The sequence below is a fragment of the Cocleimonas flava genome (assembly GCF_004339015.1).
Lineage (GTDB): Bacteria > Pseudomonadota > Gammaproteobacteria > Thiotrichales > Thiotrichaceae > Cocleimonas > Cocleimonas flava.
Genome location: NZ_SMFQ01000002.1, coordinates 1,205,379 through 1,232,295 on the forward strand (window position 1 = coordinate 1,205,379; position 26,917 = coordinate 1,232,295).

Here is a 26,917-nt window from a genome sequence, read left to right on the forward strand (position 1 = left end):
CCCCTACTTATAACCATTTTTTTAGTATAAAAAAACGCCTCAAAGTAGGGGGGTGGCATAGGCTAGATTGAATAGGTGTTGATTAAGCTAATGTCGCATCAATCACTTTTAATTGCTCAATAGCATTATCTGCTAATAACACAAGCCCACTTTCAAGCAGGTTTTTTGTTTCAGTTTCGCTGTGTTGTCCCGCAATAAATACTGGAATCTTCTGGCTATCTGCAACCGCTTTGATAGATGTAATCATTTCGGTTGCGTGCGCAGGCTCATTTTCTTCCGGGGTTGATAATGCGTTTGTAGATGGTACGGCAGAATAAATAATCAGCGCATCGCAACTCGCACGAGATAAAGTCATCGGGATGGCATCGAATGGGATATCGCTGCCAAGCACGACGACTCGGTAACCATGAGTTAGCAGTGGCAGCCCGAATAACATTAGCTCTACATTTGCTTGAGGGTCACCATAAGCCATTAACAGAATTTTTTTACCGCGATTCTGCAAGGTGCTTTTTAAGAATAAACCACCGATTCGTTGTTGCAGGAATTGCCAGTAAAAATGGTAATTGCCAGACAAAGATTGCAGTTGATCAGCCTGACTACGGAGTTCGTGCAGTAACGGTTTTAACAAACTGTGGTTAATAATTTCTATCGGATAGAGCGAGAAGATCTCATGATTGAGTCTTTCAAGTGTCTCTAAATCATAACTATTAACAGCCGCCATTAGTTTATCTTTATAGATTTTCCACTGATTTTCAGAAGGGGTTTCTGTCTTCTGTTGATCTGCTGCTAACAGATTATCCTCGGTCTTGACGATATCGTTTTGCAAGGTGATATCTTTAAGGTCTTCTAGCTTGGCTTCTTTGTTTAAAGCATTAGATACTCGCCCTATAGACACACCCTTTTCGAGCAATTGTAAAACTTGCTGAATGCGCAAAATATCTTGCTGGCTGTATAAACGATGCCCTTTCGGAGTTCGTTGTGGTTTAAATAACCCGTAGCGTCTTTCCCAGGCACGAAGCGTTATGGCGTTTACGCCTGTCACTTCGGAAACGGTTCTAATCGGGTAGAAACCTTCTTCCGATGCGGGTAATAAGCTATCAAGATCTTCGTTCATGCTGTTAACCAGTTAATTTGTCGTGTGTAAAAAATGGCGCTATATTAACATGCTGTACAGATATTGTATAAGCGCGTATTTAGACTGTTCTAAGGTAAGTGTTTTTCTATTAGGGAGACGATTTCTTTGCTCTCAGGAGTAACCTGACTTTTAAATGAGCCAATCAAATTCCCGTTAGTATCTAACACGTATTTATGAAAATTCCATTGCGGAAACTCACCTGCCATCTTCCCTAGGGTTTTATAGATTGGTGAGGCATTACTCTCGGCGGCATGGGTTTTCTGGAACATCGGAAATTTCACGCCGTAAGTGAGGCGGCAAAATTTAGCGATATTTTTTTCATTCTCTGGATCTTGATTGGCAAAGTCATTGGAAGGAAAGCCTAAAACGACTAAACCTTTATCCTGGTATTTTTGGTATAAGGCTTCAAGCCCATCAAACTGGCCAGTGAAACCACATTTGCTCGCGGTATTGACGATCAAAACCACCTTGCCTTTGTATTCTTCACATAAATTTACTTTATCAGATTTAGCTAATTTTCTAAGATCAAAATCCAGTGTCGCAGGACAACCATTTGAGTTAACTGGAGCTGAAATCGTTTTGGCGGTTGCTATGGAAAAGAAGGGTATTAATAGTGAGAAACCAAGCAGTAGCGCTAACAAGGTCGATACCTTGAATAGTTGGCTTACTGCTGGGTTATTGATGCTTTGTTCATTCATGTCTTTGTGCCTTATTAACCGATACTATTTGCTGTAATCGTTACTTGCTGTTAATCGTGATTTAAGAAAATTCATAAGCGGTCTAAGTAATCCCACTTTGCTGTAAATTTGTTCAGCAGGATCCCAGTAATCTATGTGCTCTTTTACTTGGTCGTTATTATCAAAGGTCACCATGCTGGAGCCATCTATTGCCCACATGGTTTTGTTTTTACCAAAACTGAATTGCCATTGGATAAAGAGTATTTGCTGATTAGATGCGTAATGATTGATCCTGAATTTTGGTCTTTCTGTCGTATCAAACATGTGAGTGAACACGGTTTTAATCGCATCTATTCCGTATACATCATTGAATGGATCTTTAAAGTGCGCATCAGGGGCAAATATCTCGTTAATCTGGATAAGATTCTCAGCGGTTAACTCCGTGAAAAAACGCATGAATGTTTTTTCACGGCTTTTTTCATTGTTATCTATAGCGCTATTTTCGATGTTAATTGTTTGATTTGCTTGTTGATTCATTTCAGGCTTCCTTCACTTGATCGGTTTGAAGTGAGGATTTTGTTAACGCAAAATAGAGTCGATAAGGGAGTATTCGAAACGTTTTCATAATGTAGGCAAAACGTTTTGGGAAAGTGATTTCAAAGTTACTTTTAGGTAACTCTTTATAGATGTATTCAGCTGCTTTCTCGGGGCTAATCATAAAAGGCATCTTAAAGTTGTTCTTATCAGTCAGCGGAGATTTAACAAAACCAGGATTGATTAAACGCAAGGTTATTCCTTGCTGTTCAAGTTCTAATCGAAGTGATTCTGTCAGGCTGATTACGGCCGCTTTACTGGCGTTGTAAGGAGCAGATTTTGGGAGGCCACGATAGCCTGCAAGACTAGCTGTTACATAAATTTCACCAGATTTCTCGCCTTGCATATAAGGCAGGATGGTATCCAGTCCGTTAACTACGCCAAGATAATTAATGGAGATTAACTGTTCAAATAAAGCAGGGTCGAATTCATCCAGTGGCATTGGGGTGTAATCCCCGGCGTTTAGAAATAGCGAATTAATAGAGCCGAGTTTATCAAGAATTAAACCTCTGGCCGTTGCTAAACTTTCTTTGTCTGTAATATCTAAAGAGAAAGGATGGAGGTTTTCGTGGTTGCTGGCGATGTCTTCTAAGGCGTTTTGGTTGCGGCTGCTAATGGCAACCTGCCAGCCATTTTTGACCATTAGCTCGGCAAGACATTTGCCTATTCCTGAGCTTGCTCCAATAATCCACGCTGTTTTCTGTTTATGCATATTCTATTTATACTAAAATTATACATAACTTGTACAGCTTTATTTTTATTCGTTGATTTTTGCCTTGGCAATAGCGAGTTCTTCTTCAAGCGCTTTAAAGCTACTGATGTCTTTTTGTACACCAATGTAATACATCACGCTTTCTACTTTGTCGAAATAAGGGGTGATAGTGAGATCGTTCCAGAATAGGGTGCCATTTTTGCGGTAGTTTCTAAGGACTACTCTAACAGGCTCTTCATCTTGAATCGCTTTGTGAATTTTCTTAATTTCTTCTTGCTGCTTATCTTCACCCTGCAGAAAACGGCAATCCTTATATAGGCATTCATCTGGCGTGTAGCCTGTCATTTTTTCAAACGCCTGATTCACATAAAGCAGAATTGTATCGTCACCTTCACGCTCAGCAATGGTTATACCATGTTCTGCATGATCAATAAGGGCGTGCAGTAAGTCGGGCCTTATTGGGGTTTGTTCCGGTATTGAATCGTTTTCGTTCGTATTATGGTCATTGCTCATACGATTGCTTCCATATCTCTTCATTTCTTAATGTAAACACCATATCAGTCTATAACAAAATTGATAGTTAAATGCTGTGTTTTTAGGGTTTTTCACGGTTTTTTTATTCCTTTTTGCCATGCCTATTTTCACTCATAAATTTTCACATCCATTTCGCATTTATTTCACAGAGTTAGCAATAAAATGGCACATAGTAAAAAATAGTTATACAAACAGACTCAAATGCTATACATTATGTATAACTATTGTATAGTAAATTAATTTGGTGTGATCACATGATTAAAGAAAAACAGTCAATTTCAATTATCGGTTCAGGGGTAACAGGATTATCTGCGGCTTGGCTTTTGAGAGATAAATATGATGTCACACTGTTTGAAAAAAATGATTACCTCGGTGGTCACACTCACACTCACGATGTAGTCGAAAATAATAAAGAGCTGGCTATAGATTCTGGCTTTATCGTCTACAACGAAAAAAATTACCCAAATCTGGTTGGTCTTTTTGAAGAGCTTGAGGTTGAGACGCAGGCTACCGATATGTCTTTTGCGTTCTCTATGAATCAGGGAGAGCTTGAATACGCAGGTTCCGGATTGAAAGGGATGTTTGCACAGCGCGGCAATCTGGTAAGCATCAAGCACTGGCGTTTAATCCAGGAGATAGTTCGATTCAATAAAACGGCTCATGCAGAGTTGCCTGTGTTAGAAAAAGATAAATCCAGCGAACACTCGCTTGGTGACTTTCTCAAGCAGCACAAATTTTCCAAAGACTTGCAACAAAATTACCTGCTACCGATGGGTGCTGCGATTTGGTCTTGTCCTGTCGAGATTATGAATAGCTTCCCGGCTTACAGCTTTTTGAGATTTTTCGCGAATCACGGACTGATTGATTTGCAAAATAGACCACAATGGAGAAGTGTGGTGGGTGGTAGTCGAGAATACATACGTAAAATGATGCCTGATTTAAATGATCAGATTTCGATTAAAGGCGGCGTTCAATCTGTCAGACGCGACAGCAATAATGAAAAGGGTGCTGTTGAAGTCATTAGTGGTGATGAACGTTTTTATTTTGATCAAGTGATCTTTGCCTGCCATGCAGACGAAACGCTTAAACTGATTGATCAGCCAAGTGACACTGAACAGGAAATTCTGGGTTGCTTTAATTATCAGGAAAATATCACCTACTTACACACTGACGAAAACCTGATGCCTAAGCGCAAAAATGCCTGGTGTTCGTGGAATTATTTAGCTCAATCTGGCGCTAAATTAGCGGATGGCTCAGATGAAAGTAAGGTCACAGCAACCTACTGGATGAATAATTTACAGAAGGTTGAAGCAGAAAAAAATTATCTGGTAACACTCAATCCATACCAGCAATTAGATGAAAGCAAAGTCATTAAGAAAATGACTTATCACCATCCTGTTTTTGACCGTGATGCTATTTATGCTCAGTCTCGTTTGAATGAATTGCAAGGCGAAAATAATAGTTGGTTCTGTGGCAGTTACACCGGATATGGATTCCATGAAGATGCGTTATCTTCATCTGTAAACGTCTGTGAACAGCTAGGTGTTATTGCACCGTGGAATAAGGTAATAACAGGATCAAACGCTGAGCAAAAAGTTGAACCACAAACAAGTTTGGGGAGTGCTCAATGAGCTCAGCCGTATCATTATATGAATGCGATGTAATGCACCGCAGGCATTTTCCTCAAAACTATCGTTTTAATTATAAAGTATTTAGTTTTCTGATCGATATTGATGAAGTTAAGCAAAGTAAGGTAAATCCACTGCTTTCATTTAATCGCTTTAATTTATACAGCGTTTATACCAAAGATCATGGCGCTAGAAATGGTTCAGAATGGAGAGCATGGATTGATACGGTTCTGGATGAGCGCAATTTGAGCAAGGCAAAACATCAGGTGAAATTACTGTGTTTCCCTAGAATTTTAGGTTATGCATTTAATCCATTAAGTTTGTGGTACTGCTTCGGTGAAGATGGTCAGCTATATGCAGTTGTTTGCGAAGTCAGCAATACTTTCGGAGAGCATCATCACTACGTTCTACATAACGATAATCAACCCTATAAAGGCAGAGTTAAAGCCCACAAGAAAAAGCATTTTCACGTGTCGCCATTTATCAGTATGGATGCTGAATATAGATTCACCATTGGTACGCCTAAAGACGAATTAATGATAGTGATAAACGAGTATCAGGATAACGAATTGATGTTAACCGCTACTCAAATGGGCGAACAGCAAGAGATAACCACCCCCCACCTTTTAGGCCAATTTTTTCGCTTGCCTCTAATGACATTCAAAATCATGTGGCTGATCCATTGGCAGGCTCTAAAAATATGGATGAGAGGCGGTGTTTATCATAAAAAGCCAGAAGCACCCAAAGAAGACTTTAGTTAGTTTGTTGAATGATTATTAAACGTAATAGTTGATACATCCTGAGATATTCGAGGAATAAATATGAATAATGAAATGACGTTAACTCGTGTTTTACCGCCAAGTTTTGATCATTTGCCGGCATTTAAGCGCTGGTTAATGAAATCTTTAGCAAAAATACATCATGGAACATTGTTCGTGCACATTGATGGGCATTGCTATGCTTGTGGAAATGATGATTCCATAACGGCTACCTTACGAATCCATCAGCCTTTAAAAATGGCATGGCGATGCCTGGCAAAAGGAGACTTGGGTTTTGCAGAAAGTTTCCTAGAGGGAGACTGGAGCAGCGATGACGTAACGCAATTGCTTAAACTGTTTCTTAAAAATAGAAACAAGTTAGGCAATGCTTATGGTGGAAAAAGCATGCTTCGTGCTACCGCTAATATTTATCACAAGTTGCGTAAAAATAGCATAAAGGGGAGCCGAAAGAATATTCAGTATCATTATGATCTGGGTAATGATTTCTACAAGTTGTGGCTCGATGAAGGCATGACTTATTCATCGGCGCTATTTGAATCAGAAGAGACTTACAACGTTGCGCGTGAAGACCAGTCCTTGCTGGAAGCCCAAAATAATAAATACGACAGAATTCTAAATGAAATAGATGCAAAAAAAGGCCAATCGATATTAGAAGTCGGTTGTGGCTGGGGCGGGTTTGCAGAAAAAGCGTTGGAAAAAGGCTGTCATTTACACGGTGTAACACTCTCTGAAGAGCAGTTGGAATTTGCAAAGCAACGTTTGTCTCATTTTGGTGATAACGCCCAATTAGAAATTAAAGACTATCGCGAGATAGATCAGCAATATGATCATATTGTCTCAATAGAGATGTTTGAAGCAGTGGGTGAGCAATACTGGCAAACTTACTTTGAGATGTTGAAGCGTAGCTTGAAGCCGGGTGGTAAAGCGGTATTACAGATCATCACCATCAAAGATCAGTATTACGATTTGTACCAGCGACGTGCGGATTTTATTCAGCGTTATATTTTCCCGGGTGGCATGTTGCCATCTGAAAGTATTTTGTCTGATTTAGTCTCTAAAAATGATTTAAAAGTGGATAACCGTATCAGTTTTGGTCACGACTATGGTGAAACACTGGCTCGCTGGGAGCAGAGCTTCCTGAACGTGATTCCAGAAATGGAAGCCTTAGGTTATGACAAGCGCTTTCAACGTATGTGGTTGTATTACTTAGGTTACTGTCAGGCAGGCTTCGAAGAAGAACGTATCGATGTAATTCAGTTGACGTTGACACATTCGGGATAACATTGTGAGCGGTAAACTCAAATCATATTTGGTTTTTTTATATGGATTACCGGGATTGCCTTTGGCGATGCTAGGGCTTCCCTTATTCGTATACTTGCCAAGTTATTATAGTCAGAACTTGGGTTTATCTTTAACTGCCGTAGGCTTGGCGTTACTGTTAGCGCGTTCTTTGGATGTGATTACTGATCCAATAATTGGGTTGCTGAATGATCGTTATCCTGAGTTTCGATCCGTTTCATGGCGAAGAAAGAGTTTTATCATTGCTGGCATCCCATTGTTGCTGGTTGGGTTGAATTATTTACTTCGACCAGAAGAAACAGCTACGGCCTTTTATTTATTCTTTTGGTCATTCGTCACCTATTTAGGCTGGACTTTAATAAACATTCCCTGGTTAGCCGTAGGTGCTGAAATTAGCGATGATTATCATGAGAAAAGTGCGCTGGCATCCAGTCGGGAGATTTTTGCAGTAATAGGCACTGTTGCGGTCATTAGTTTACCCGTGTTGATGTCGATCGAAACAGATATAAAGTCTGTGTTGTCGATGCTTGCAAATTACCTGACCTTTTTAGTACCGCTGACATTGCTGCCTCTGTTATGGGTGTTATCGCCAAAATTACTGTCTGGCTCAAAACCTGATAAGCAAAGACCAAACAACAAGAAGCTTTTCAGTAAAGAGACGTTTGAACTTTTAAAACATCCTGCAATTAAAAGGTTATTACCTGCTTATTTCATCAATAGCATCGCTAACGCTTTACCTGCAACCTTATTTATTCTTTTTGTCAGCTATGTTCTACAAACGCCAGAGATGATCGGAATACTGTTAGTCAGTTATTTTATATCGGCAATAGTAGGGATTCCTTTCTGGTTATATTTAGCACGCAAAACAGACAAGCATATTAGTTGGTGTACTGCGCTCTACGGTTCTATAGCGAGTTTTATCTGGGTACCTTTCCTGAATACTGGTGACTTTCTGAGTTTTCTATTCATCTGTGTGGCGAGTGGTTTTTGTTTGGGCGCTGATGTTGTTATGCCAGCATCTATTCAGGCGGATATCTCTCAGGATATTTCTGCTAACAAAGCTAACAAAGCTACTCAGCAGTCAGATGATATTTCTAACGTTAAAGAAGGTCAAAATTCAACCGCATTGTTGTTTGGTATCTGGGGCTTGTTGACAAAGCTATCACTCGCGTTAGCCATTGGAATAGCTTTCCCCTTATTAGACATGGTCGGTCTTAAACTGGATGGTTCAACTACTGAAGGTTCTAGTCAGATAGCGGTTGTGACTTTAGTGGTTTTGTATGCGCTGATTCCTATTCTTTTTAAGATATGGGTCCTCTTTCAAATGTGGCATTTCCCATTTAACCGAAGTTATTTCACAACGTCACGACTGGAAAAGCTGTCATTGGAAATGTCTCCACGACAGCCAGCAACACTATTATCAACACCATTAATAGAAGCAACAACAAAATCACAAACTGAAGAACCGATCAAGGCAGTAAAGAATGTATCAACTCAAGAAGCACATGAAAAAGTAGGTAATCACGATGATAAATATAACTCAAAGATTAATTCTCACACTATTTCTTTTGTTACCAATAATGAGCGGATGCAGTAGCGCGATGAAAATTGAAGACTATAAACAGAACAAACCGAGCTTTACTTTGTTTGAGTACTTTCAGGGTAAAACACGTGGCTGGGGAATGTTTCAGGATCGAAGCGGCAATCTTAAACGACAGTTTGTTGTTGATATCAATGGTTATACAAATGACCAGGGTCAGTTGGTTTTAGAAGAAGACTTTGTCTGGAATGATGGTGAAAAATCCAGACGCGTCTGGACAATCAGTAAAGGTAGCGACAATCAATATATCGGTAAAGCTGATGATGTTATTGGCGAAGCTAAGGGAGTTAGTGCAGGTAATGCCCTACATTGGAAGTATGACTTGAGCCTGCCAGTCGATGGTAAAACGTATAAAGTGAGTTTTGATGATTGGATGTTCTTACAACCAGACGGCGTTCTGCTCAATAGGGCAAAAATGAGTAAATTTGGTTTCAGGCTGGGTGAAGTTTTTATCAGCTTCAAAAAGTAGAAAAGACTGATTCTCGGAGTTAATTATGCGCTTATTTAAAACGATATTTCCCTTGATTGTAATGATCATGGTAATGGTATTAAGCACGATTTTTTCTTCAGCATTTGCTTATACCAAACAGTGGCCACTGCACAGCAAGGGTGAAGTGCGTTATTTAAAAATGATAAAGGTTTATGATATTAGTCTTTACAGCCCTAATGCAGTAAAAGCGGAAACGATACTTAACACGAACGTATCAAAATGTTTAAAACTGGATTACGCCGTTGATTTATCGGTGGACAAATTTAGGTTGGCAACATTTAAAGTATTAAGTCGCCAGCACAACGCCGAATACCTTGAGAAAATTAAAGCCCCTTTAGATGCTTTTCAACAAGCTTATAAACCCGTAAAGAAAGGTGATAGTTATAGTCTTTGCTATAACGGTAGAAATCAGCTGATGCGGCTGGATTTAAATGACAAGAACCTAATCGAGATTAAATCTGCAGAATTGGCAAAAGCATATCTGGGTATCTGGTTGTCAAAAAACAAACCAATATCCAATCCTCTGTATCGATCTTTTTTTCCTGTTAGTGGCTAAGGCTGGTTATGAAAAACATCCTGATATTACTATTTATGATTATGTCTTCCACAAGTGTTTCAGCCGCTGAAAAAGCAACTGACAAGGTAAGATTGGCCTTGAACAATTACGCATGGGAAAAACGTCAGCTAATCGTTTTTGCTCCGAGCAATGAGCATCGTCAATATCAACTTTTTAGAAAGCTAGAAGCAGAATTCAGAGATGAGTTTAAAGAACGTAAATTGCACAGTTGGCATGTGATTGGGAACGATCCTGTAAGGTTAGGCGTCAAAGTGCAAACAGGCATAACAAATGGTATATCAAGTCAAGATTTCAGAGAGACTTACAATGTCAGTAATAATGAATTTCGCCTACTATTGATTGGTTATGATCAAGGTGAAAAGCTTAGGTAGGAAAAAGTAAACATCGATTATCTATTTTCTGAGATTGACCAGATGCCGATGCGCATTCAAGAAATGCAGTAGTGGTCTTGTATATTAAGAAAAAATAACAATTATAAAAAAGTGCCCCAAAGTAGGGGGGTGTATTCTAGAAAATTCGCAATAAGGCTATATTAAAGCCTAATCAACAAGGATGAAAATGAGTAAATTAAGTCCATTTATGCAAAGCTTTGATCAGCTTCCCAGCACACTTCCCGTGTTTCCACTGGCAAATGCCGTTGTTATGCCGGGTGGCCATTTGCCCTTGAATATTTTTGAGCCGCGTTACATAAACATGCTGCAAGATGCGATGGAGAATCACCGATTGATTGGCATGATCCAGCCGCGTGACGAAAGCGCCAAACCTGAACTGTATAATATTGGGTGTGCGGCGAGGATTACCCGTTATGAAGAAACCAACGATGGTCGGTTAGAAATTTCTCTGACGGGACTGTGCCGTTTTGAAATAAAAGATGAAATAGTAACAACCCGTGGTTATCGTCTGATCGTTCCAGACTGGTCTAAATTTGCAAGGGATTATGACGATCAATCTGAGCCTGACGTCGCTACGCAAAAATCATTTATTAGTGCGTTAAAATCTTATTTCAATCAAACCGATATGAAATTAGATTGGGAAGTTATGGAGAAATTAGATTCTGAAAATTTACTGAATGCTCTTTTCTATTTTCTTAATTTATCGGATGAAGACAAGCAGATGTTGATTGAAATCGATACCATCGAACAAAGAATAAAAGCGTTAACTGCGATACTGGAGAGTACTAGCAAGATATCTGAAGTTCGTCATTAATCGTCTAATCTGCCCAGTCGTTACTTCCAGCCCATCAACCATTCTTCATTGTTTTTTAAACGTTGCCACTGGATTTCGTAGTGATTCTTGTTAATGACGGCTTCTAATTTACAGCCAATGATTTTCTCTTCTTCATCTTTTATTAATTCAGAAACAATGAAGTGACGCTCCTTGTTTACAGGCGCTGTTGCAGTCCATTTTGATAGTAGCAGCTTTTTTGGATTTATCTGGTTCATGACTCAAACCCCTTTGTTTGTTGTTTTGTTGATCTCGTTATTAGTAGTTTCGTTAGTAGTTTTACAGGTAACTTCAGAAGCAGGTGTAAGCGGCTTTTTACCTGTTAGTGGTAAGCGATACCTGGCAAACACGGTGTAAATGCTTTCCAGAATTGGTAACAGTAAAGGTGTATGCTCGATGACAGGAACGATTCTTCGATAATAAGGCAGTTGTTTCCACACAGTCATAAAGCCTCGGACACCGGATAACATATTCTGGTTTTCGTCTTGCACATGGATTCTTGCCATGGCTTGTTGGTAACTGATGCCGGAGTCTTCTAGCGCTTTTTTATCTTTTGTGATGTCCACCCAGCGTATTGCTTTAGCGGTGTCTAGTTTTTGCATAGTCTTGACTTCAAACTTGCATAAAGGGCAGTCACCATCGTGATACATGGTGACTTTAGATTTCATTGCTTGAGCATCACTTGTGTTTTCAGCGACTGGATTACTGTTTTCCATAAAACCTCACCGAAGCAACACATAAATCCGCATCAAAATTCTTACCTATGGCTACTAATCCAAGGCGCTTGATTTTACTGGCCTGAAATTTTTTGCTGGTTTTATACTGAGTCATCATGCTGAATGGTATTTTTACAATGCCCCATTCAGGTGAGACTTTGAAGCTTGCCCTATACGATTGCCAAGGCATCCAAAGTCCACTGGTACGATAATGCAGGTTATAGACTTCATTATTTCCTGCGATTACGAGTTCCAAGCCTTGGAAATTACTGGCGTCAAACTCTTTGCCATCATTCAAATCCAGCGCCATTTGCACGAAACCGCCATTATTTTCGGTGGATACTTCACCCTGCATTCGTAGACATTTTTTATCCAGATATGATTCTGGAGTTAAGCTGCCTTTTGAAATACCTCCCATCACTCTGTCTGTTACTAGTCGCCAGTCTGCACCTATATTAGAACGGGTGTCTCCAGTGCTGCGGTCGTCAATGATCAGGTCTTGGGCGGATGCATTCATAAGGCAAAAAAGGTAAGTTAAAGTAGTGGCTAGAAGTAGTTTCATCTTGTGGCAAGACTGTGGTCAACATAAATGAGTTTATCTACTGGAAAGCCTAGATTTTTAGCTTTCGCGATAAGCTTTTTTTGTATATTTGGCGCAAGTTTCGGTGTTCGAGATAGAATCCAGAAATAACTACGATCATTTCCTGCAATCATCACGTATTGATAGTTTTGCTTGTCTAGCTCGATAATATTGTAACCACCATAAAATGGTCCAAAGAAGGAAACCTTCAAACTTCCGGTATCACTTGACCCTGTGAATTTGGCTTTGCCTTCAGCGTCTTGCCATTTCTTCTTTTTGATATTGTAACCACGATTAAGTACACGCAAATTGCCATCTTCACGAAGACTATATTCAGCGCTTATATTGTTTAGACCACGTTCGAATGAATGATCCAGGCGTGCAATTTCGTACCATTTTCCTAAATAGCGATTTACTTCAAAGCCAGAGACTGGTTCGATTCCATCAGGAATGCTTGCTGAGCAGCCACTCAAGAATAAAGTGATAATCATAAAGTATAGTTTTTTCATGTGTTGTCCTGAGTCTCTTTTTCTATTTTCGTTAGTGTCGCCAGAATGCCCTGATCTACATTGTTTTGAATGGAAATATCCCAATCAAATTGATCGCACAGCCTTTTAACGATGGCAAGCCCTATGCCTTCACCCGCTTGATGTAGACCCCTGCCTCTTACATGGCGTTCAAATAATTTAGGCAATAATTCATCTGGTATCCCGATTCCGGTATCAGAAACCATGACCTGATTACCTGCCACGGTTACTTCAATGGCACCTCTTTCCGTGTATTTGATGGCATTGCCAAGAATATTACCGATGATTATTTCTAGTGCTTTTCTATGTGTATTGACGCTGAGTTCGTTTTGAATGTTGATTGATAGATCGATTTTGGAAGAATCAATCAGTGAGCTCAGTTTAATTACTTCATTTTCGATGATTTCAGTGACATTGGTTTTGCTGCCGTCAAGCTCTGGCTTTTGTTCTCTAGCCATAAGGAAAAAGGCCGAAGTTAGATCATTTACATCGCTACAAGCACGACGAATCATTTTGACCCGAGCGATGCCTTTGCTGCTGATTCCGGACTCGGTTTCAAGAAATTGTGCTGCACCATCAATAATAGTCATTGGTGTGCGTAACTCATGGCTGACATCTGCGGTAAACTGGCGTTCTCTCTCGACAAATACGTCAATTCGTTTAGCGTATTCATCTAGCGCTTCGGCCAGCTCTTTTGTTTCACCGCTTAAATTTTTTGTTGAGACTTTTAATGCAAAGCTATCGGTGCCTGATGTCCCGGAATTTCTGAGGTTACGGGCGATGTTCAGTACGGGGGAGGCTGCTCGCCACGTTAGCTTGTAGGCTATCCAGCTGCTGGAATAAATAAGAATGAGTAAAATACTCATCGGGATTAAGCCAAAAACACCTACCAGACGATCTATGTTAGCGCCTTCAAAAATCAAATATAGTCGGTTGTTATCAAAGTCTCGTATATATACAGGTACGGGTTTATCACGACCAGATATGATCACTTTAGGATAAAGGCCTGCTGCAAGACCGCTGATTTCAGCAGGGGTTTCTGCTGTTGATTCAGGGGTTGTGAGATAGCCAATAAGGTTTCTGGTTCTTGGTAAAGGAAAGCTTTTATCTTTCTGGTAATGGCTTATAAAAGCATCGGCTTCTAATTCCATCGCTTGCTTGACCAGACTTTTCTCTAATATCCAGGTAATGGTAATGATGCTCACCAGTACAGCGAATATGATAAAAAGTGTTTGTAGTATCCACCGTTTGGAAAAAATTCTATTTAGGTCAAAGCTGTTAGCTAAATTAAGCTGCTTGGTCATCATAAAGACGATACCCCACGCTATGAATGGTATGTAATAACTTGTTCTCGAAGGGTTTGTCTATCGCCTGTCTGATGGCTGATAAATGTGTTCTCAATGCATCGCTTTCTGTTGGGTCATCTCCCCAGATATGTGTTTCCATTTCCCTGCGCGAAACAACGCGATGGGTATTTTCCATTAACAAACGTAGAATTTTGAGCCTAATGGAGTTTAGCTTAATGGCTTGACCTTCTCTAACAACTTCCAGAGTTTCGTAATTGAACGCAAGGTTAGAAACGTTGATGACTGTTTGATTGTCATTATTAGAACGTCTCCACAGCGCTTGTACTCTTGCATATACTTCTAATAGATCGAACGGTTTTACTAAGTAATCATCTGCACCTACATCAAAACCGATTAGTTTTTCATCCAGAGAGTCCCGAGCGGTTAACATTAAAATAGGCGTAGTGGAATGAAGATCTTTGCGTAGCTTCTGACATAAGTTGATCCCATCGATGCCGGGAAGCGCTAAATCAAGCAAAATGACATCGTATTCATTTACGGTAACGAGGTGTAAACCGGTTAATCCATCACTTGCGTAATCGGCAATATGACCTTTGTCGGTAAAGAAATCGACGAGCAAAGAGGCAATGTCAGTATTATCTTCGACTACCAGAATGCGCCCATGAAAATCATTTAAGCTACTCATAAATCCTCGTTAAACTAAAAAACTGAAAAGATCAGATAGATATGATCTTTTCAGTTTTTTATAAATTAACCTCGCAATAATTAATTGAGGTCAGCAAGTAAAATAACACCGAAGTCCGCAGATCCCGGAACAGGGTCTACGGCAAAAGCAGTCCTTATTTGCCCGTCATCCAAGCTTAGTGTGCCAGTATCAATCGCCACTGTTTTGGTGGTCGCCAATGTGATTCTCACTTGGTAATCACCAGCTACAACTTCGAGATAATCTGAGTTATCTTTGAAGTCAAAATTACTGATTGTGGGTGATATCGAATTGATGTCAGCGTCTGGCGCGGTTATGTAGATATCCACTAAACCAGCACTTGGTGCTGCATGTATTAGACGAACTTTCACATTTCCAGCATCGGGAGGCTGGTTGTCATCTAATAAAACGATGGGTTCGATATTGTTTAAAGAGTTTACTGCTGCAATGGTGTAATCCATTTGTGAATCAAATGTAAGATCAGCATTAATCACGCTTGCAGAATTAGCAGCGGCAGCCACATCTATATTGTAAGAGTCACCGAGTATTTCAAGGTAATCAGAGCCTACCCCAAAAGGAACATCACTCAGCACCTCAGAACCATCTACTGAAATATCGACTGGTGGCGCATCTGCCGAAGCATGTACCACGCGTAATCTTGCTCTCGCATCATCCACATTTACAAAAGGTGTAGAGTCTTGATCAGTCAGGATAGTGAGTCCGATTGGCGACAAGCCACCACTAGATTCTGCGGCAATCGCTATGTATTCAATGCCTGATGCTAATGAGATAGTTCCTGAGTCATATATAACAGTACTGTCATCTGCTAATGTAATTCGTACTCTATAATCACCCGCTGGAACTTCTAGCTCACCTGAATTCGCTTTAAAAGCTACACCCTGAAGCGTCGGTGAGAGGCTCGAGAAATCATCGGTGGGTGCAGACAAGTAAACGTCGACTGGGGGAGCTGATGGTGCGCCATGAACAGCAGTTATCGCGGCATAACCGTTTGTTGGGCTTTCAATATCATCTGCAATAACAATAGGCTCAATGTTGGCTACAGTATTCACTGCAAGTACCGTATATTTCATATCTGTTTGTAGCTCGAGTGTTTCATCTATTACTGCGGTAGTCGTGTCTGCTACAAGTATCTTTACGTTATTGCTTCCGGCATCTAAGGATAAGAATCCGCTGGCTTGTCGATACGTAACATTTTCCAACGCGGTATCACCCTCAATGCTTACATCAACTGCTGGCGCATCTGGTGATAAATGTACTGCTCTTAATTGTGGATCGTGTGTATTACTACTCGATCCGCCGCAACCTATGAGTAAGAACGAACTGACTAAAATAAATAATAATGTTGTTATACGTTTCATTTTTGTTCTCCCGAAATTAAGTGTGAATAAGATGATTCACGATCGGTAGCTTCACATCGGGGATGTGAAATGAGTGCGAATTAAATGTGAAATTTGTGCAAAACCATTAATATTGTATCGTTATTGTATAAGATTATATAAAGTAACTCTACTTTTTAACCCGATTTCTTATCATTTATGTATAGGTTTTTTGTTGTTAATTAAGGAAACAGTGAAAATGTATCGAGTTCGTTTACAAGAAAAACTTCGTACTTATAGTCAGGTTGACCCTGTTACAAATTGTTGGGAATGGTTAGGACAAGTTTCCAACAGTGGGCATGGACGCATTACCGTCAGGGATAATCCGCAGTCTATAAACAAAAAACTAACGGCAGAAACCGCCAGTTATACTGCTTTTATCGGTGATATCCCTGACGGGATGTTTGTCGGTCAGAGTTGTGGCAATAGACTTTGCATCAATCCAGATCATCTATGTATTAAAAAAATACCTACCAGGTGAATCGTTTCATCAATAATTAGAAAATTGTCTATGAAGCGTGTACCCGTTTTCGTTAGAATGATTGGATGCGCCTGTAGCTCACTTGGATAGAGTGCAACCCTCCGAAGGTTGAGGCAGCTGGTTCGAATCCAGCCAGGCGCGCCATTTTTTACTCTTTTTTCATTCGAATCAAAGAGCTACTGTTTCCGTAACAAGTGCGATAGCAGTAATTATTACTACCATCACCTACTAAAACGGTACAAATTAATCTGAATATATCTGTGTATAAATAATTAAAGGACTAGACGATTATGAGTAATTGGCAACAACGCTACGACGATAAATTGCTTTCTGCAAAAGATGCGGCAGCCACTATCAAATCGGGCGACCACATTTGGCTGCCGGTTGGTGCGGGAGAGCCTGATGTGTTTTTAAAAGCCTTGATAGATCGTAAGCTCAGTCTTAAGGATGTTGTTACTCACCAGATATTACCTGCAAAGCCCGGTTATTTTGATAAAGAGTCCTCAGCACATATTCGTCATGATTCTCTTTTTGTTAGCGGCGCATCTCGAGAAGCTGTGCATCAAGGGTGGGCTGATTTTACTCCTAGTCATTTTCATGAAATACCTCGACTCATCCGTGATTACTGGCCTGTAGATGTGGTTAGTGTGGTTGTTTCTCCGATGGACGAGCATGGCTATTTTAGTCTAGGCTTGGGTGTCGATTACACGTGGGAAGCGATTAAGAAAGCCAAGTCTGTGATCGTCGAAGTCAACCAGGGAGCACCGCGTTGTTATGGTAATTGCCAGCTTCATATCTCTCAGGTGACTCATGTTGTTGAATGTTCAAATCCTATTCCAGAACTAGCCTGCGCGCCTTTATCTGAACTGGATATCACCATTGGCGGCTACGTGGCAGAGATGATTGACGATGGATCTACCTTGCAAATTGGATTTGGCGGTGTACCGAATGCGGTTTGTGAGGCGCTCAAAGGTAAGAAAGATCTGGGTATTCATACAGAGATGGTTACAGAAGGAATACTCGAGCTTGCTGAATGTGGCGCGGTAAACAATTCTAGAAAAACGTGGAATCCAGGTAAACTTATTGGCACCTTCGCCTGGGGTTCAAAACGTCTTTATGAATTTATGAATAACAATCCGATGATAGAAATGCACCCCGTTGATTATACCAATAACCCCTACAACATCGGTCGGCACGACAATATGGTCGCTATAAATTCCACGATTGAAATTGATTTGTTCGGTCAGTGTTGTTCGGAATCTATGGGCCCTAAACAATGGAGTGGCACAGGTGGCCAAGTAGATTTCTTTAGAGGAGCCAATATCTCAAAAGGCGGTAAAGGCTTTGTTACGATGCCGTCTACCGCTAAAAATGGCACCATCTCTCGTATAGTGCCTATGTTAAAAGAGGGCGCGGTAGTGACCACCAGTAAGAACGATGTGGATCATGTGGTTACTGAATATGGGGTCGCAAAATTACGCGGGAAGTGTCTGCGTGAACGTGCCTTGTCATTAATTTCGATCGCACATCCTGATTTTCGTGATGAACTTCGTGAGTATGCGCAACAGATGCATATCATTTAATTGAGTGAGGTTTTGCCAGTAGAACCAATAACAGAGTGATATTGGTTCTACTTTCGAGAACTAAGAGAATATTTTCTTACTTTTAGCAGTTGGGGATCATTTGTTTCATGATCCACATCAACTATTGCTATGATTAAAAAATCAATCGCACAAAAAAGTAGAGTATATTAGTGCAGTTGAATATAATCCTGCACCTATTGAATACTGGATGTAAGTTGGAGAGAGTATGGCAAGTCAAGCACCTAAGGTGGATAATGTATCTAAGATAATGTTTTTACTTAGTGCACTAGCGATTTTAGCGGTAGTTTACGTTTTAATTTCAAGCTTAATAAATACCTATCAAAGAAATTCACTGAAAGGTGAAGTCGATAATACCCAGTTAGTTCTCAATGCTGAAAATAACATCAAACCGGTTGGTTTCGCTGCAGAAGCGGGTGCTGTTGTTGCAAATGCTGCAGGACGTCCACCTAAAGAAATTTATGATGCTGTATGTACCGCGTGTCATGCGACAGGTGTTTTGGATGCGCCTAAGTTAGGTGATAAGGCAGCTTGGGAAGCACGTGCGGTTAATGGTCTTGCAGGTTTACTGAAATCAGCAACTGAAGGTAAAGGTTCAATGCCAGCTAAAGGTGGTGATCCATCGATTACAGATTCTGAGCTAGAAGCGGTTATTCTTTATATCACTAAAGAATCAGGCTTAGACCTTGGCGGAGCAGAAGAAGAAGAAGCACCTAAAGCGGCAGCAACAGAAGAAACACCAAAAGCAGAAGAAACATCCAACAAAGAGCCTGAAGCAAATAAAGAAGTAGAAGCGGCAACTACAGAAGCACCTAAAGTAGAAGAAGCTCCTGTTGCAACAGCAACTACAGAGGCACCTAAAGCGGAAGAGACTGCAGCAGTTGCAGAAGAAGCGCCAGCTAAAGAAGTTGCGCCAGCTAAAGAAGTAGCACCAACTAAAGAAGTAGCACCAGCTAAAGAAGTAGCACCAGCAAAAGTTGAAGTTCCTGCTGTTCCAGTTACACCTGTTGCAGCAGCTGTACCAGCTCAACAAGCTGTAGCTGCTAAGGACAATGAAGTGGGTAAGAAAATTTACGATACAGCTTGTTTTGCTTGTCACGCGTCAGGCGTTGCAGGTTCTCCGATAATGGGTGATAAAGCATTATGGGCACCAAGAATAGCCCAGGGCATGGACGTTTTATACCAAACCGCAATAGCAGGTAAAGGCGCAATGCCACCTAAGGGCGGTAATATGTCTCTTGAAGATTCAGCAGTAAAAGCTGCGGTTGATTACATGGTTAGTCAGTCACAGTAATTTATCGTCACGATGAATAATGAAAAAGGCGCCTACACGGTGCCTTTTTTGTGCCTGTTATAATCACGTAGATAAATTAAAAACTATCTGTTGAAATTAGTTTATTTAACCCAATTATTTCTTGAATAGATCAAAATAAAGGTTACCCAGAAAAAAGCCCTCAAAGTAGGGGGGTGACCTTAAACTTAACACTAATAAATCTGGACTGAAAATGGAACAATATCGAGGAACAACCATACTATCCGTGCGCCGCAACGGAAAAGTAGTGATTGGTGGAGATGGTCAAGTCTCTTTAGGTAATACCATTATGAAAGGTAATGCACGTAAAGTGCGCCGTATTTATAACGACAAAGTCATCGCAGGTTTCGCAGGCGGAACAGCAGACGCATTTACTCTATTCGAAAAGTTCGAAGCTAAACTGCACGAGCACAATGGCAACCTAACGCGTGCCGCAATCGAGCTTGCAAAAGACTGGCGTACCGATAGAGGTATGCGTCAATTAGAAGCATTGCTTGCTGTAGCAGACAAAGAAACATCACTGATTATTACCGGTAATGGCGATGTCATCGATCCAGAAGATAACTTAATTGCGATAGGTTCAGGCGGACCATTCGCGCAATCAGCAGCGCGTGCGTTACTAGATAATACAGAGTTGTCGGCGCGTGAGATTGTGGAGAAAGGGTTGGGTATTGCAGGTGATATTTGTATCTACACCAACCAGAACCGCACAATCGAAGAATTATAATTTAGAGCATTCATCTTTCGCCCTAGCTCGGCGTTAACATCGTGCTCGAATGGTCACGTATTTAACATACGCTCACATTCTCCGCCCGATGTTGCCTTGATCTAGAACGAAATCTAAACGCTCTAAAATATAATTACAGCATTTTATAAAAAACCTCCTAAAAGTAGGGGGGTGTGTTTTTAAATAGGCACATACCCAATAAAAGAAAATAGCAGCAAAAAACGAGAATTATTATGTCAATGACACCTAGAGAAATTGTTCAAGAATTAGATAAGCACGTGGTAGGGCAGCATGATGCCAAGCGTGCCGTTGCGATAGCTTTGCGTAATCGCTGGCGTAGACAACAGCTTGATGCAGATTTACGCCAAGAAGTAACGCCGAAAAATATTCTTATGATCGGCCCAACGGGTGTGGGTAAAACAGAGATTGCCCGTCGTTTGGCGAAATTGGCAAATGCGCCTTTTATCAAAGTTGAAGCGACTAAGTTCACGGAAGTAGGTTATGTCGGTAAAGAAGTTGATTCGATCATTCGTGACCTTGCTGATGTAGCGATTAAAGTGACTCGCGAGCAGGAAGTGGAGAAGGTTAAGAACCGTGCGGAAGATGCTGCAGAAGATCGCGTGTTAGACATTCTAATACCACGACCTAAAGCAGAAGAAGATGCTAACTGGTTCGGTATGGATAGCGACGGTAACGAGACCGAAAAGAAGCCTGTAGAAGATAGTTCGACACGCCAGAAATTCCGTAAGAAATTACGCGAAGGCGATCTAGACGATAAAGAAATTGAAATTGAAGTTTCTGCCAGCCCATTAGGTGTGGAAATCATGACTCCTCCCGGAATGGAAGACATGGCGAGTCAGTTGCAAGGCATGTTCCAGAACATGGGCAGCACCAAGACTAAAAAACGTAAGCTTAAAATTAAAGATGCGCTGAAAGAGTTGGCAGAAGAAGAAGCGCATAAGCTGGTTAATACCGAAGATCTAAAGCTTAAAGCACTCGAGAATGTGGAGCAAAACGGTATCGTATTCCTCGATGAAATAGACAAAGTGATTCAAAAAGGTGAGCAGGGTGGTGCGGGTGTTTCTCGCGAAGGTGTGCAACGAGATCTTCTACCTCTTATTGAAGGTAGCACGGTAACAACTAAGCACGGTATCATCAAAACAGATCACATTTTGTTTATTGCGTCGGGTGCTTTCCACATGGCTAAGCCTTCTGATTTGATTCCTGAGCTTCAAGGTCGTTTACCGATTCGTGTAGAGCTTGGTGCATTAACAGCGGATGACTTTAAGCGTATTTTGACTGAACCAAACGCATCACTGACTGAGCAATACCAGGGCCTTCTTCAAACAGAAGGTGTAAAAGTAGAGTTTACTGATGATGGTATTCAACGAATCGCGGAAACTGCGTTTCAGGTCAATGCACAAACAGAAAACATTGGTGCGAGACGTTTACATACGATTGTAGAAAGATTGCTTGAAGAAGTATTATTTTGCGCACCGGATTGCACGGAAACCGTGATAGTTGATGCGAAAATGGTTGATGATGTACTGGGCGAACTAATAGAAGATGAAGATCTAAGCAGATACATTCTTTAATTTCTTTATTTATTAGTAACATTAGTAATAAAGAAATTCGTGACGTAAAGAAATAGATGCTTTTATCTAATCGATACTGATTAGGATAAACTAGCAATGATTAGAATTTCGATCATTAACATATTGAAACAGGATTTAGAATGACACCAACAAATATAGCACTACACCAGAAGTCTCGAGTTCTGGAACTTACATGGCCTGATGGCGTGGTTCAAAATCTCCCTTGTGAATACTTGCGCGTTTACTCTCCATCGGCGGAAGTACGTGGTCATGGTCCCGGTCAGGAAGTTTTGCAGCTGGGCAAAGAAAACGTCAATATCAAAGAAATCGAACCCATTGGTCATTATGCTGTAAAACTGGGTTTCGACGACAATCACGACAGTGGCCTCTATGACTGGGGATTATTGCGGGAACTTGGCGACAATTACGAAGAATATTGGGCAGATTATCTAGCTCGATGCGAAGAAGCGAAATATGTACGCAAAGAACCTGGCCAGATAATCTAATAACCTAACGCTATTATGAAATTTATCGACGATTTAAAGTATAACGAAGACGGATTAATCCCTGCAGTTGCCCAGCAATTTGATACTCATGAAGTATTGATGATGGCCTGGATGAATAAAGCGTCGATTGAAGAAACTCTGGAAACGGGACGCGTCTGCTATTGGTCTCGTTCACGCCAGGCATTTTGGCGTAAGGGCGAAAGCTCTGGGCAAGTGCAAATGCTCAAAGAGTTCAGGGTCGATTGTGATGCAGATACACTGTTAATGTTGGTCGATCAAACGGGACCTGCTTGTCATACGGGCAGGCGTTCGTGTTTTTATCAAGTCGTTAAAGATGGCGAATTGATAACCGATTCCGAACCACTCATTGATCCCGAAGAACTCTACAAAAAATAAAATACGATGAGATGGTTTCTTCTTAAAATCATCCGTGGCTATCAGATATTTCTAAGCCCTGTATTGGGCAGTAGTTGTCGTTTCGAACCCACCTGTTCCAGTTATACTCATCAAGCCATCGATAAGCACGGTGCCATCAAAGGCACCTGGTTGGGACTCAAACGTATTGGTAAATGCCACCCGTGGAATGAAGGTGGCTATGATCCGGTTCCCGATAAGAAACAATCAATACCAAAGCCACCCCCCCACTTATAGGGCGTTTTTTACGAGAGTGTTATTGTGACTAAAATGGTCACGCATTCTAATTCTCGCGTTTCTCAAATATCTCTTCGGCGAATTGCGCGAACTTACCACGAACCGATCTTTCCAGTTCAATCGCATACATAGACACTTCTTCGTGTTTATTGGTAGTTTGCTTGAGTAGTGTCGTTAAACCATTGTTGTAGCGATTCAGGTAGATATTATCTATCTGGCGGTTTGAGCCAATGATGATCGCTTTACAGCTTTGATCGAGTCGCGATAAGACCAATTGCGTTGTATTGTTTGAGCTATTTTGCCATTCATCCAGTATCACAATGGCATTGCTTAATGTACGTCCACGCGCTTCGCCCGGCCAGAGCTTTTCTATGTTGTATTTGTTCACCAAATACTCAACCTTCATTTCAAGGGCTTCTTGCTGAAGTACACTTTCGCGGCGCTTCAACTGGGTCTTCGCAATAAATTCCAGCGTGTCATACAAGGCCATATTGTAAACGCGAAACTTTTCATCGTTGCCAGAAAGGAAGCCAACCTCTGCACCTTTGTCTACACTTTCGATGGAGTTTCGAACATAAACGATTTTTTCATAATGCCCCAGATCGATTAATCGCATGGCAGCAGCAAATGCCAGCAAGGTTTTACCACTTCCTGCCTTGGCATCCACGACGGTGATATCGAAATAGTCACTGAGCATCGCCTTCAACAGAAACATTTGCTTCATGTTCATCGGCTTAATGCTGAGCCCATTGAAGTCTTCTTTTTCATTGACGATATCTATTTTTCCGCCTTTACTGACGATGCCGTATTGGCGATTGCCGTCTTTAGAAGCGAATTCGTAGTTAAAATTATCGTTCTGGTAATTATCATCGTAATCGGTGATGTCGCTATTCTGCATGCCATTGAATAAGCTTGAATCGACTTCGATGGATTTGAAAAAATGGAAGGGAGGAAGGTCAGATCTGTCTTCGTATAAGGTCTGAACTTTTATACCGCTGAATAAGCCGAACATGCGGGCATAAATATCCAGAGAGAGAAACACAATCTTGTGTCCTCTGTAATAGCTTTGCGCGGCTTCTGCGACTTCGACGATACGTTTATCGTTAGATTCTGCAATGTGTGCAGCATCCAGATCTGATTCGTATTTGTTTTTTGAGAAAAGGTGGATGGAGGCAGAATGATTAAACCGGAGTTTTACCACTCTGCATTCTTTTTTCTGATCTATTTTATCGACTTTGCAAGCGGCCAACATGCGTGCGAAGCTTCTTGCCTGGTAGCTCAGTTCTCCTGAGCCTTTTTTAAATTCTTCTAATTCAACTAAGACTGTTTCTGGTATTACAACGATATTATTGTTGTCTTGTGATAGTTGTTTGATGCCCTGAGGATTATGCAAAATGATGTTGGTATCGATTACATAGATCTTATCTGCCATATATTAACGCTCCTAAGTAATTGTTTTTAGTAAAGTTTGTAACTGCTAAATAGTAAGGAATAAACGTTCTACTAATGAGTATAGTAAGAACCCAGCAAAGTGTGGGGATGTTATTTAAATTTTTAATTAATAAATAAATCATTGTTGTTTTGATTGTTGCAAAGCAAGGGCTGGCTTACAACGAAGCTGTGTGAAGTCATCAAACTTTAATATTGCATTCATCTTTTTTTAACACGCCAGGTTTATTCTTTGTTGCGATGTTTATTAAAAGAATTCTAAAGGCATAACAAAGTGATTGATTTAGAGAAGAAATTATTAGAAGTGAACCCATCTCTGGCAGATAAGCCGGGCTCAAATTTGTTTTTTAAAACAATCAGGCATTTGTTTCGAGAAAAGGAGATTAATCGATTTATTGCCGAAAACCAGCATCTAGTGGGCTTTGCTTTTTTGGATAAAGTGCTGCAACACTTTAATTTTACCTATCAGGCTACTGCTAAATCTTACGACAATATTCCTGCAGAAGGCAGAGTCATTATCGTTGCCAACCATCCCATTGGTTCGCTAGATGGGCTGGCATTGCTGAAAATGGTTCGATCTGTACGACACGATGTGAAAGTGGTCGCCAATGAATTGCTATCGCAGATCAAGCCCCTAGAATCCTTATTACTTCCTGTTGAAGTCATGTCTGGCAAGGCTGCTTTCAGAGTGCAATTAAAAAGCATGATTCAAGTACTGGAAAACGAACAGGCGTTGATTATTTTTCCTGCGGGTGAAGTATCCCGAGTGAAGCCAAATGGCGTAAGAGATGGCAAGTGGAAAACAGGTTTTTTGAAGCTGGCTCGGCGTACGGGTTCGCCAGTATTGCCGGTGTTTGTTAACGCAAAAAATTCGGCTTTATTTTACAGCATGTCTACGATTTATAAGCCTCTGGGCACAGCGATGCTAGTACATGAGATGTTTAATAAGGAAAATAAACAATTAAACATTCATGTGGGCAAGCCGATTCCTGTTTCAGAATTAATCAGTTCTGATCTGCCCGACAAGCGTATTGCCAAGTTAGTTAAAAAGCAGTTATATCGATTGTCTGGTAAAAACAAACTGCCGCTGTTTAACACGATACAGACTATTGTTCATCCTGCCAGAAGAAAGGCGTTAAAGACTGCGCTTTATCAAGCACCATTATTGGGGGAAACGGATGATGGTAAGAAAATATTTCTTTACGATTACGCCGCAGATTCGCCTGTTATTCACGAAATTGGCAGACTTCGCGAATTGAGTTTTCGTTCTGTCGAAGAAGGTACGGGGAACTCAATAGATATCGATAAGTACGACAGTTATTACCGCCATCTAGTGCTATGGGATGACAACGACTTAGAAATCGTCGGTGCATACCGTATTGGTGAATGTGCAAAAATCATCAATGATAAAGGCGTTGCGGGGCTCTACTCGAGCACCTTATTTAGATTTGAAGAAGCATTTACAGACCATCTGCCAGAAGCGATCGAATTAGGTCGTAGTTTTGTGCAGCCGCGTTACTGGGGTAAGAGAAGCCTTGATTACTTATGGTTCGGAATAGGTGCTTATTTACGCCATAACCCGAACATCAAATACCTGTTCGGTCCTCTTAGCTTGTCTCAAGCTTATTCACGACAGCCTACGGAACTAATCTTGTCTTTTTATAATCTACAGTTCTCCGCTAAACAAAGAATGGCGTCTGCAATGAAACCGTTTGAATTGACGCCTCAGGTTTTAGCGATTGCGGATGAGGATTTTTCTGGTGAATACAAAACCAGTTTCAAACGTTTGAATAAAAAACTCAAACACTATGGAGTCAAAGTCCCAACCTTATACAAACAATACTCAGAAATATGCAAGCCAGGAGGTTGCCAGTTCATTGCTTTTAACATTGATGCAGAGTTCAACTACTGCATAGATAGCTTGATTCTGGTAGATCTTGAGCAAATGAAAGAAAAAAGAAAGAAACGCTATTTAGGAGATATATCCAATGAAAACAAAAATATTGAAGAAAAGAAAACCGCTTAAACGCATCAAAAAAATTAAATACCGTTTTTGGAATGAGTTGCGCGAAGCTCAATCAAAACAGTTCGTGAAGTCTAATGATGAAGAAAGGTG

Annotated in this window: 30 protein-coding genes and 1 tRNA gene; 18 read left to right on the forward strand and 13 right to left on the reverse strand. The window is 40.7% G+C overall.

The window, feature by feature from the left end; genetic code table 11:
- Positions 1-82: 82 nt before the first annotated feature.
- The 5 genes from EV695_RS05495 to EV695_RS05515 all read right to left on the reverse strand — a co-directional run bounded on the left by EV695_RS05495 (position 83) and on the right by EV695_RS05515 (position 3,631).
- Positions 83-1,114 (reverse strand): MerR family transcriptional regulator, encoded by a 1,032-nt coding sequence (locus EV695_RS05495; RefSeq protein ID WP_131904886.1) that lies wholly within the window; start codon positions 1,112-1,114, stop codon positions 83-85.
- 89 nt (positions 1,115-1,203) lie between these two features.
- On the reverse strand, positions 1,204-1,833 hold the full coding sequence (locus EV695_RS05500) for a glutathione peroxidase (protein WP_131904887.1): 630 nt from the start codon (positions 1,831-1,833) through the stop codon (positions 1,204-1,206).
- A 24-nt stretch (positions 1,834-1,857) separates the two neighbouring features.
- Positions 1,858-2,349 carry a nuclear transport factor 2 family protein gene (locus EV695_RS05505; protein ID WP_131904888.1) on the reverse strand — a complete coding sequence of 164 codons (492 nt, stop codon included), beginning with the start codon at positions 2,347-2,349 and terminating at the stop codon, positions 1,858-1,860.
- Position 2,350: 1 nt separating this feature from the next.
- Complete coding sequence (locus EV695_RS05510) at positions 2,351-3,118, reverse strand: SDR family NAD(P)-dependent oxidoreductase (protein WP_131904889.1); 768 nt, start codon at positions 3,116-3,118, stop codon at positions 2,351-2,353.
- A 45-nt stretch (positions 3,119-3,163) separates the two neighbouring features.
- Positions 3,164-3,631, reverse strand: coding sequence for a PAS domain-containing protein (locus tag EV695_RS05515; RefSeq protein ID WP_131904890.1), 468 nt, complete (start codon positions 3,629-3,631; stop codon positions 3,164-3,166).
- 275 nt (positions 3,632-3,906) lie between these two features.
- Between EV695_RS05515 and EV695_RS05520 the strand changes: the two genes are divergently transcribed.
- The 8 genes from EV695_RS05520 (at position 3,907) to EV695_RS05555 (ending at position 11,231) form a co-directional block, all read left to right on the forward strand.
- On the forward strand, positions 3,907-5,283 hold the full coding sequence (locus tag EV695_RS05520; protein WP_131904891.1) for an NAD(P)/FAD-dependent oxidoreductase: 1,377 nt from the start codon (positions 3,907-3,909) through the stop codon (positions 5,281-5,283).
- Complete coding sequence (locus EV695_RS05525; RefSeq protein ID WP_131904892.1) at positions 5,280-6,041, forward strand: DUF1365 domain-containing protein; 762 nt, start codon at positions 5,280-5,282, stop codon at positions 6,039-6,041. Before EV695_RS05520 ends, EV695_RS05525 begins: the two co-directional genes overlap by 4 nt.
- A 60-nt stretch (positions 6,042-6,101) precedes the next feature.
- Positions 6,102-7,340: an SAM-dependent methyltransferase gene (locus EV695_RS05530; RefSeq protein WP_131904893.1), complete on the forward strand. Its 1,239-nt coding sequence runs from the start codon at positions 6,102-6,104 to the stop codon at positions 7,338-7,340.
- Between the two features lie 4 nt (positions 7,341-7,344).
- Positions 7,345-8,955: an MFS transporter gene (locus EV695_RS05535; RefSeq protein WP_131904894.1), complete on the forward strand. Its 1,611-nt coding sequence runs from the start codon at positions 7,345-7,347 to the stop codon at positions 8,953-8,955.
- 4 nt (positions 8,956-8,959) lie between these two features.
- On the forward strand, positions 8,960-9,427 hold the full coding sequence (locus EV695_RS05540) for a DUF3833 domain-containing protein (RefSeq protein WP_243651481.1): 468 nt from the start codon (positions 8,960-8,962) through the stop codon (positions 9,425-9,427).
- A 25-nt stretch (positions 9,428-9,452) separates the two neighbouring features.
- A complete protein-coding gene (locus EV695_RS05545; RefSeq protein WP_131904896.1) occupies positions 9,453-10,004 on the forward strand; it encodes a chalcone isomerase family protein in 552 nt (183 codons plus the stop codon).
- 41 nt (positions 10,005-10,045) lie between these two features.
- Positions 10,046-10,396 carry a DUF4174 domain-containing protein gene (locus EV695_RS05550; protein ID WP_165874623.1) on the forward strand — a complete coding sequence of 117 codons (351 nt, stop codon included), beginning with the start codon at positions 10,046-10,048 and terminating at the stop codon, positions 10,394-10,396.
- A 244-nt stretch (positions 10,397-10,640) separates the two neighbouring features.
- A complete protein-coding gene (locus EV695_RS05555) occupies positions 10,641-11,231 on the forward strand; it encodes an LON peptidase substrate-binding domain-containing protein (protein WP_165874624.1) in 591 nt (196 codons plus the stop codon).
- Positions 11,232-11,251: 20 nt separating this feature from the next.
- On the opposite strand, the gene EV695_RS05560 is transcribed toward EV695_RS05555, so the two are convergent.
- The 7 genes from EV695_RS05560 to EV695_RS05590 form a co-directional block, all read right to left on the reverse strand.
- Positions 11,252-11,467: a TIGR02450 family Trp-rich protein gene (locus EV695_RS05560; RefSeq protein WP_131904899.1), complete on the reverse strand. Its 216-nt coding sequence runs from the start codon at positions 11,465-11,467 to the stop codon at positions 11,252-11,254.
- A gap of 3 nt (positions 11,468-11,470) precedes the next feature.
- Complete coding sequence (locus EV695_RS05565) at positions 11,471-11,965, reverse strand: thiol-disulfide oxidoreductase DCC family protein (protein ID WP_131904900.1); 495 nt, start codon at positions 11,963-11,965, stop codon at positions 11,471-11,473.
- Entirely contained in the window at positions 11,952-12,482 is a 531-nt protein-coding gene (locus EV695_RS05570) for a CIA30 family protein (protein ID WP_165874625.1), read from the reverse strand. The genes EV695_RS05565 and EV695_RS05570 overlap by 14 nt, the downstream gene beginning before the upstream one ends.
- A gap of 41 nt (positions 12,483-12,523) precedes the next feature.
- Complete coding sequence (locus EV695_RS05575) at positions 12,524-13,054, reverse strand: lipocalin family protein (protein WP_131904902.1); 531 nt, start codon at positions 13,052-13,054, stop codon at positions 12,524-12,526.
- Positions 13,051-14,379: a sensor histidine kinase gene (locus tag EV695_RS05580; RefSeq protein WP_131904903.1), complete on the reverse strand. Its 1,329-nt coding sequence runs from the start codon at positions 14,377-14,379 to the stop codon at positions 13,051-13,053. The genes EV695_RS05575 and EV695_RS05580 overlap by 4 nt, the downstream gene beginning before the upstream one ends.
- Positions 14,360-15,064 (reverse strand): response regulator transcription factor, encoded by a 705-nt coding sequence (locus EV695_RS05585; protein WP_131904904.1) that lies wholly within the window; start codon positions 15,062-15,064, stop codon positions 14,360-14,362. Before EV695_RS05585 ends, EV695_RS05580 begins: the two co-directional genes overlap by 20 nt.
- Before the next feature lie 80 nt (positions 15,065-15,144).
- Entirely contained in the window at positions 15,145-16,461 is a 1,317-nt protein-coding gene (locus EV695_RS05590; protein ID WP_131904905.1) for a DUF4397 domain-containing protein, read from the reverse strand.
- A 217-nt stretch (positions 16,462-16,678) separates the two neighbouring features.
- Here EV695_RS05590 and EV695_RS05595 point away from each other — a divergent pair, with 217 nt between their 5' ends.
- The 9 genes from EV695_RS05595 to yidD all read left to right on the forward strand — a co-directional run bounded on the left by EV695_RS05595 (position 16,679) and on the right by yidD (position 23,352).
- Positions 16,679-16,960, forward strand: coding sequence for an HNH endonuclease (locus tag EV695_RS05595; RefSeq protein ID WP_131904906.1), 282 nt, complete (start codon positions 16,679-16,681; stop codon positions 16,958-16,960).
- Positions 16,961-17,027: 67 nt separating this feature from the next.
- A tRNA-Arg gene (locus tag EV695_RS05600) sits at positions 17,028-17,104 on the forward strand.
- Between the two features lie 146 nt (positions 17,105-17,250).
- Positions 17,251-18,543, forward strand: coding sequence for an acetyl-CoA hydrolase/transferase family protein (locus tag EV695_RS05605; RefSeq protein WP_131904907.1), 1,293 nt, complete (start codon positions 17,251-17,253; stop codon positions 18,541-18,543).
- A 226-nt stretch (positions 18,544-18,769) separates the two neighbouring features.
- Complete coding sequence (locus EV695_RS20465) at positions 18,770-19,855, forward strand: c-type cytochrome (RefSeq protein WP_131904908.1); 1,086 nt, start codon at positions 18,770-18,772, stop codon at positions 19,853-19,855.
- A gap of 211 nt (positions 19,856-20,066) precedes the next feature.
- On the forward strand, positions 20,067-20,600 hold the full coding sequence (gene hslV, locus EV695_RS05615; RefSeq protein ID WP_131904909.1) for an ATP-dependent protease subunit HslV: 534 nt from the start codon (positions 20,067-20,069) through the stop codon (positions 20,598-20,600).
- A gap of 239 nt (positions 20,601-20,839) precedes the next feature.
- Entirely contained in the window at positions 20,840-22,195 is a 1,356-nt protein-coding gene (gene hslU / locus EV695_RS05620) for an ATP-dependent protease ATPase subunit HslU (protein WP_131905079.1), read from the forward strand.
- Positions 22,196-22,335: 140 nt separating this feature from the next.
- On the forward strand, positions 22,336-22,701 hold the full coding sequence (locus EV695_RS05625; protein ID WP_131904910.1) for a gamma-butyrobetaine hydroxylase family protein: 366 nt from the start codon (positions 22,336-22,338) through the stop codon (positions 22,699-22,701).
- Between the two features lie 15 nt (positions 22,702-22,716).
- Entirely contained in the window at positions 22,717-23,097 is a 381-nt protein-coding gene (gene hisI / locus EV695_RS05630; protein ID WP_131904911.1) for a phosphoribosyl-AMP cyclohydrolase, read from the forward strand.
- Positions 23,098-23,103: 6 nt separating this feature from the next.
- Positions 23,104-23,352, forward strand: coding sequence for a membrane protein insertion efficiency factor YidD (gene yidD, locus EV695_RS05635; protein ID WP_131904912.1), 249 nt, complete (start codon positions 23,104-23,106; stop codon positions 23,350-23,352).
- A 46-nt stretch (positions 23,353-23,398) separates the two neighbouring features.
- Here yidD and EV695_RS05640 read toward each other — a convergent pair whose 3' ends face one another.
- On the reverse strand, positions 23,399-24,784 hold the full coding sequence (locus EV695_RS05640; RefSeq protein ID WP_131904913.1) for a PhoH family protein: 1,386 nt from the start codon (positions 24,782-24,784) through the stop codon (positions 23,399-23,401).
- A 291-nt stretch (positions 24,785-25,075) separates the two neighbouring features.
- On the opposite strand from EV695_RS05640, the gene olsF reads away from it, so the two are divergent.
- Positions 25,076-26,827 (forward strand): bifunctional ornithine lipid synthase OlsF, encoded by a 1,752-nt coding sequence (olsF, locus tag EV695_RS05645; RefSeq protein WP_131904914.1) that lies wholly within the window; start codon positions 25,076-25,078, stop codon positions 26,825-26,827.
- Positions 26,828-26,917 lie beyond the last annotated feature (90 nt).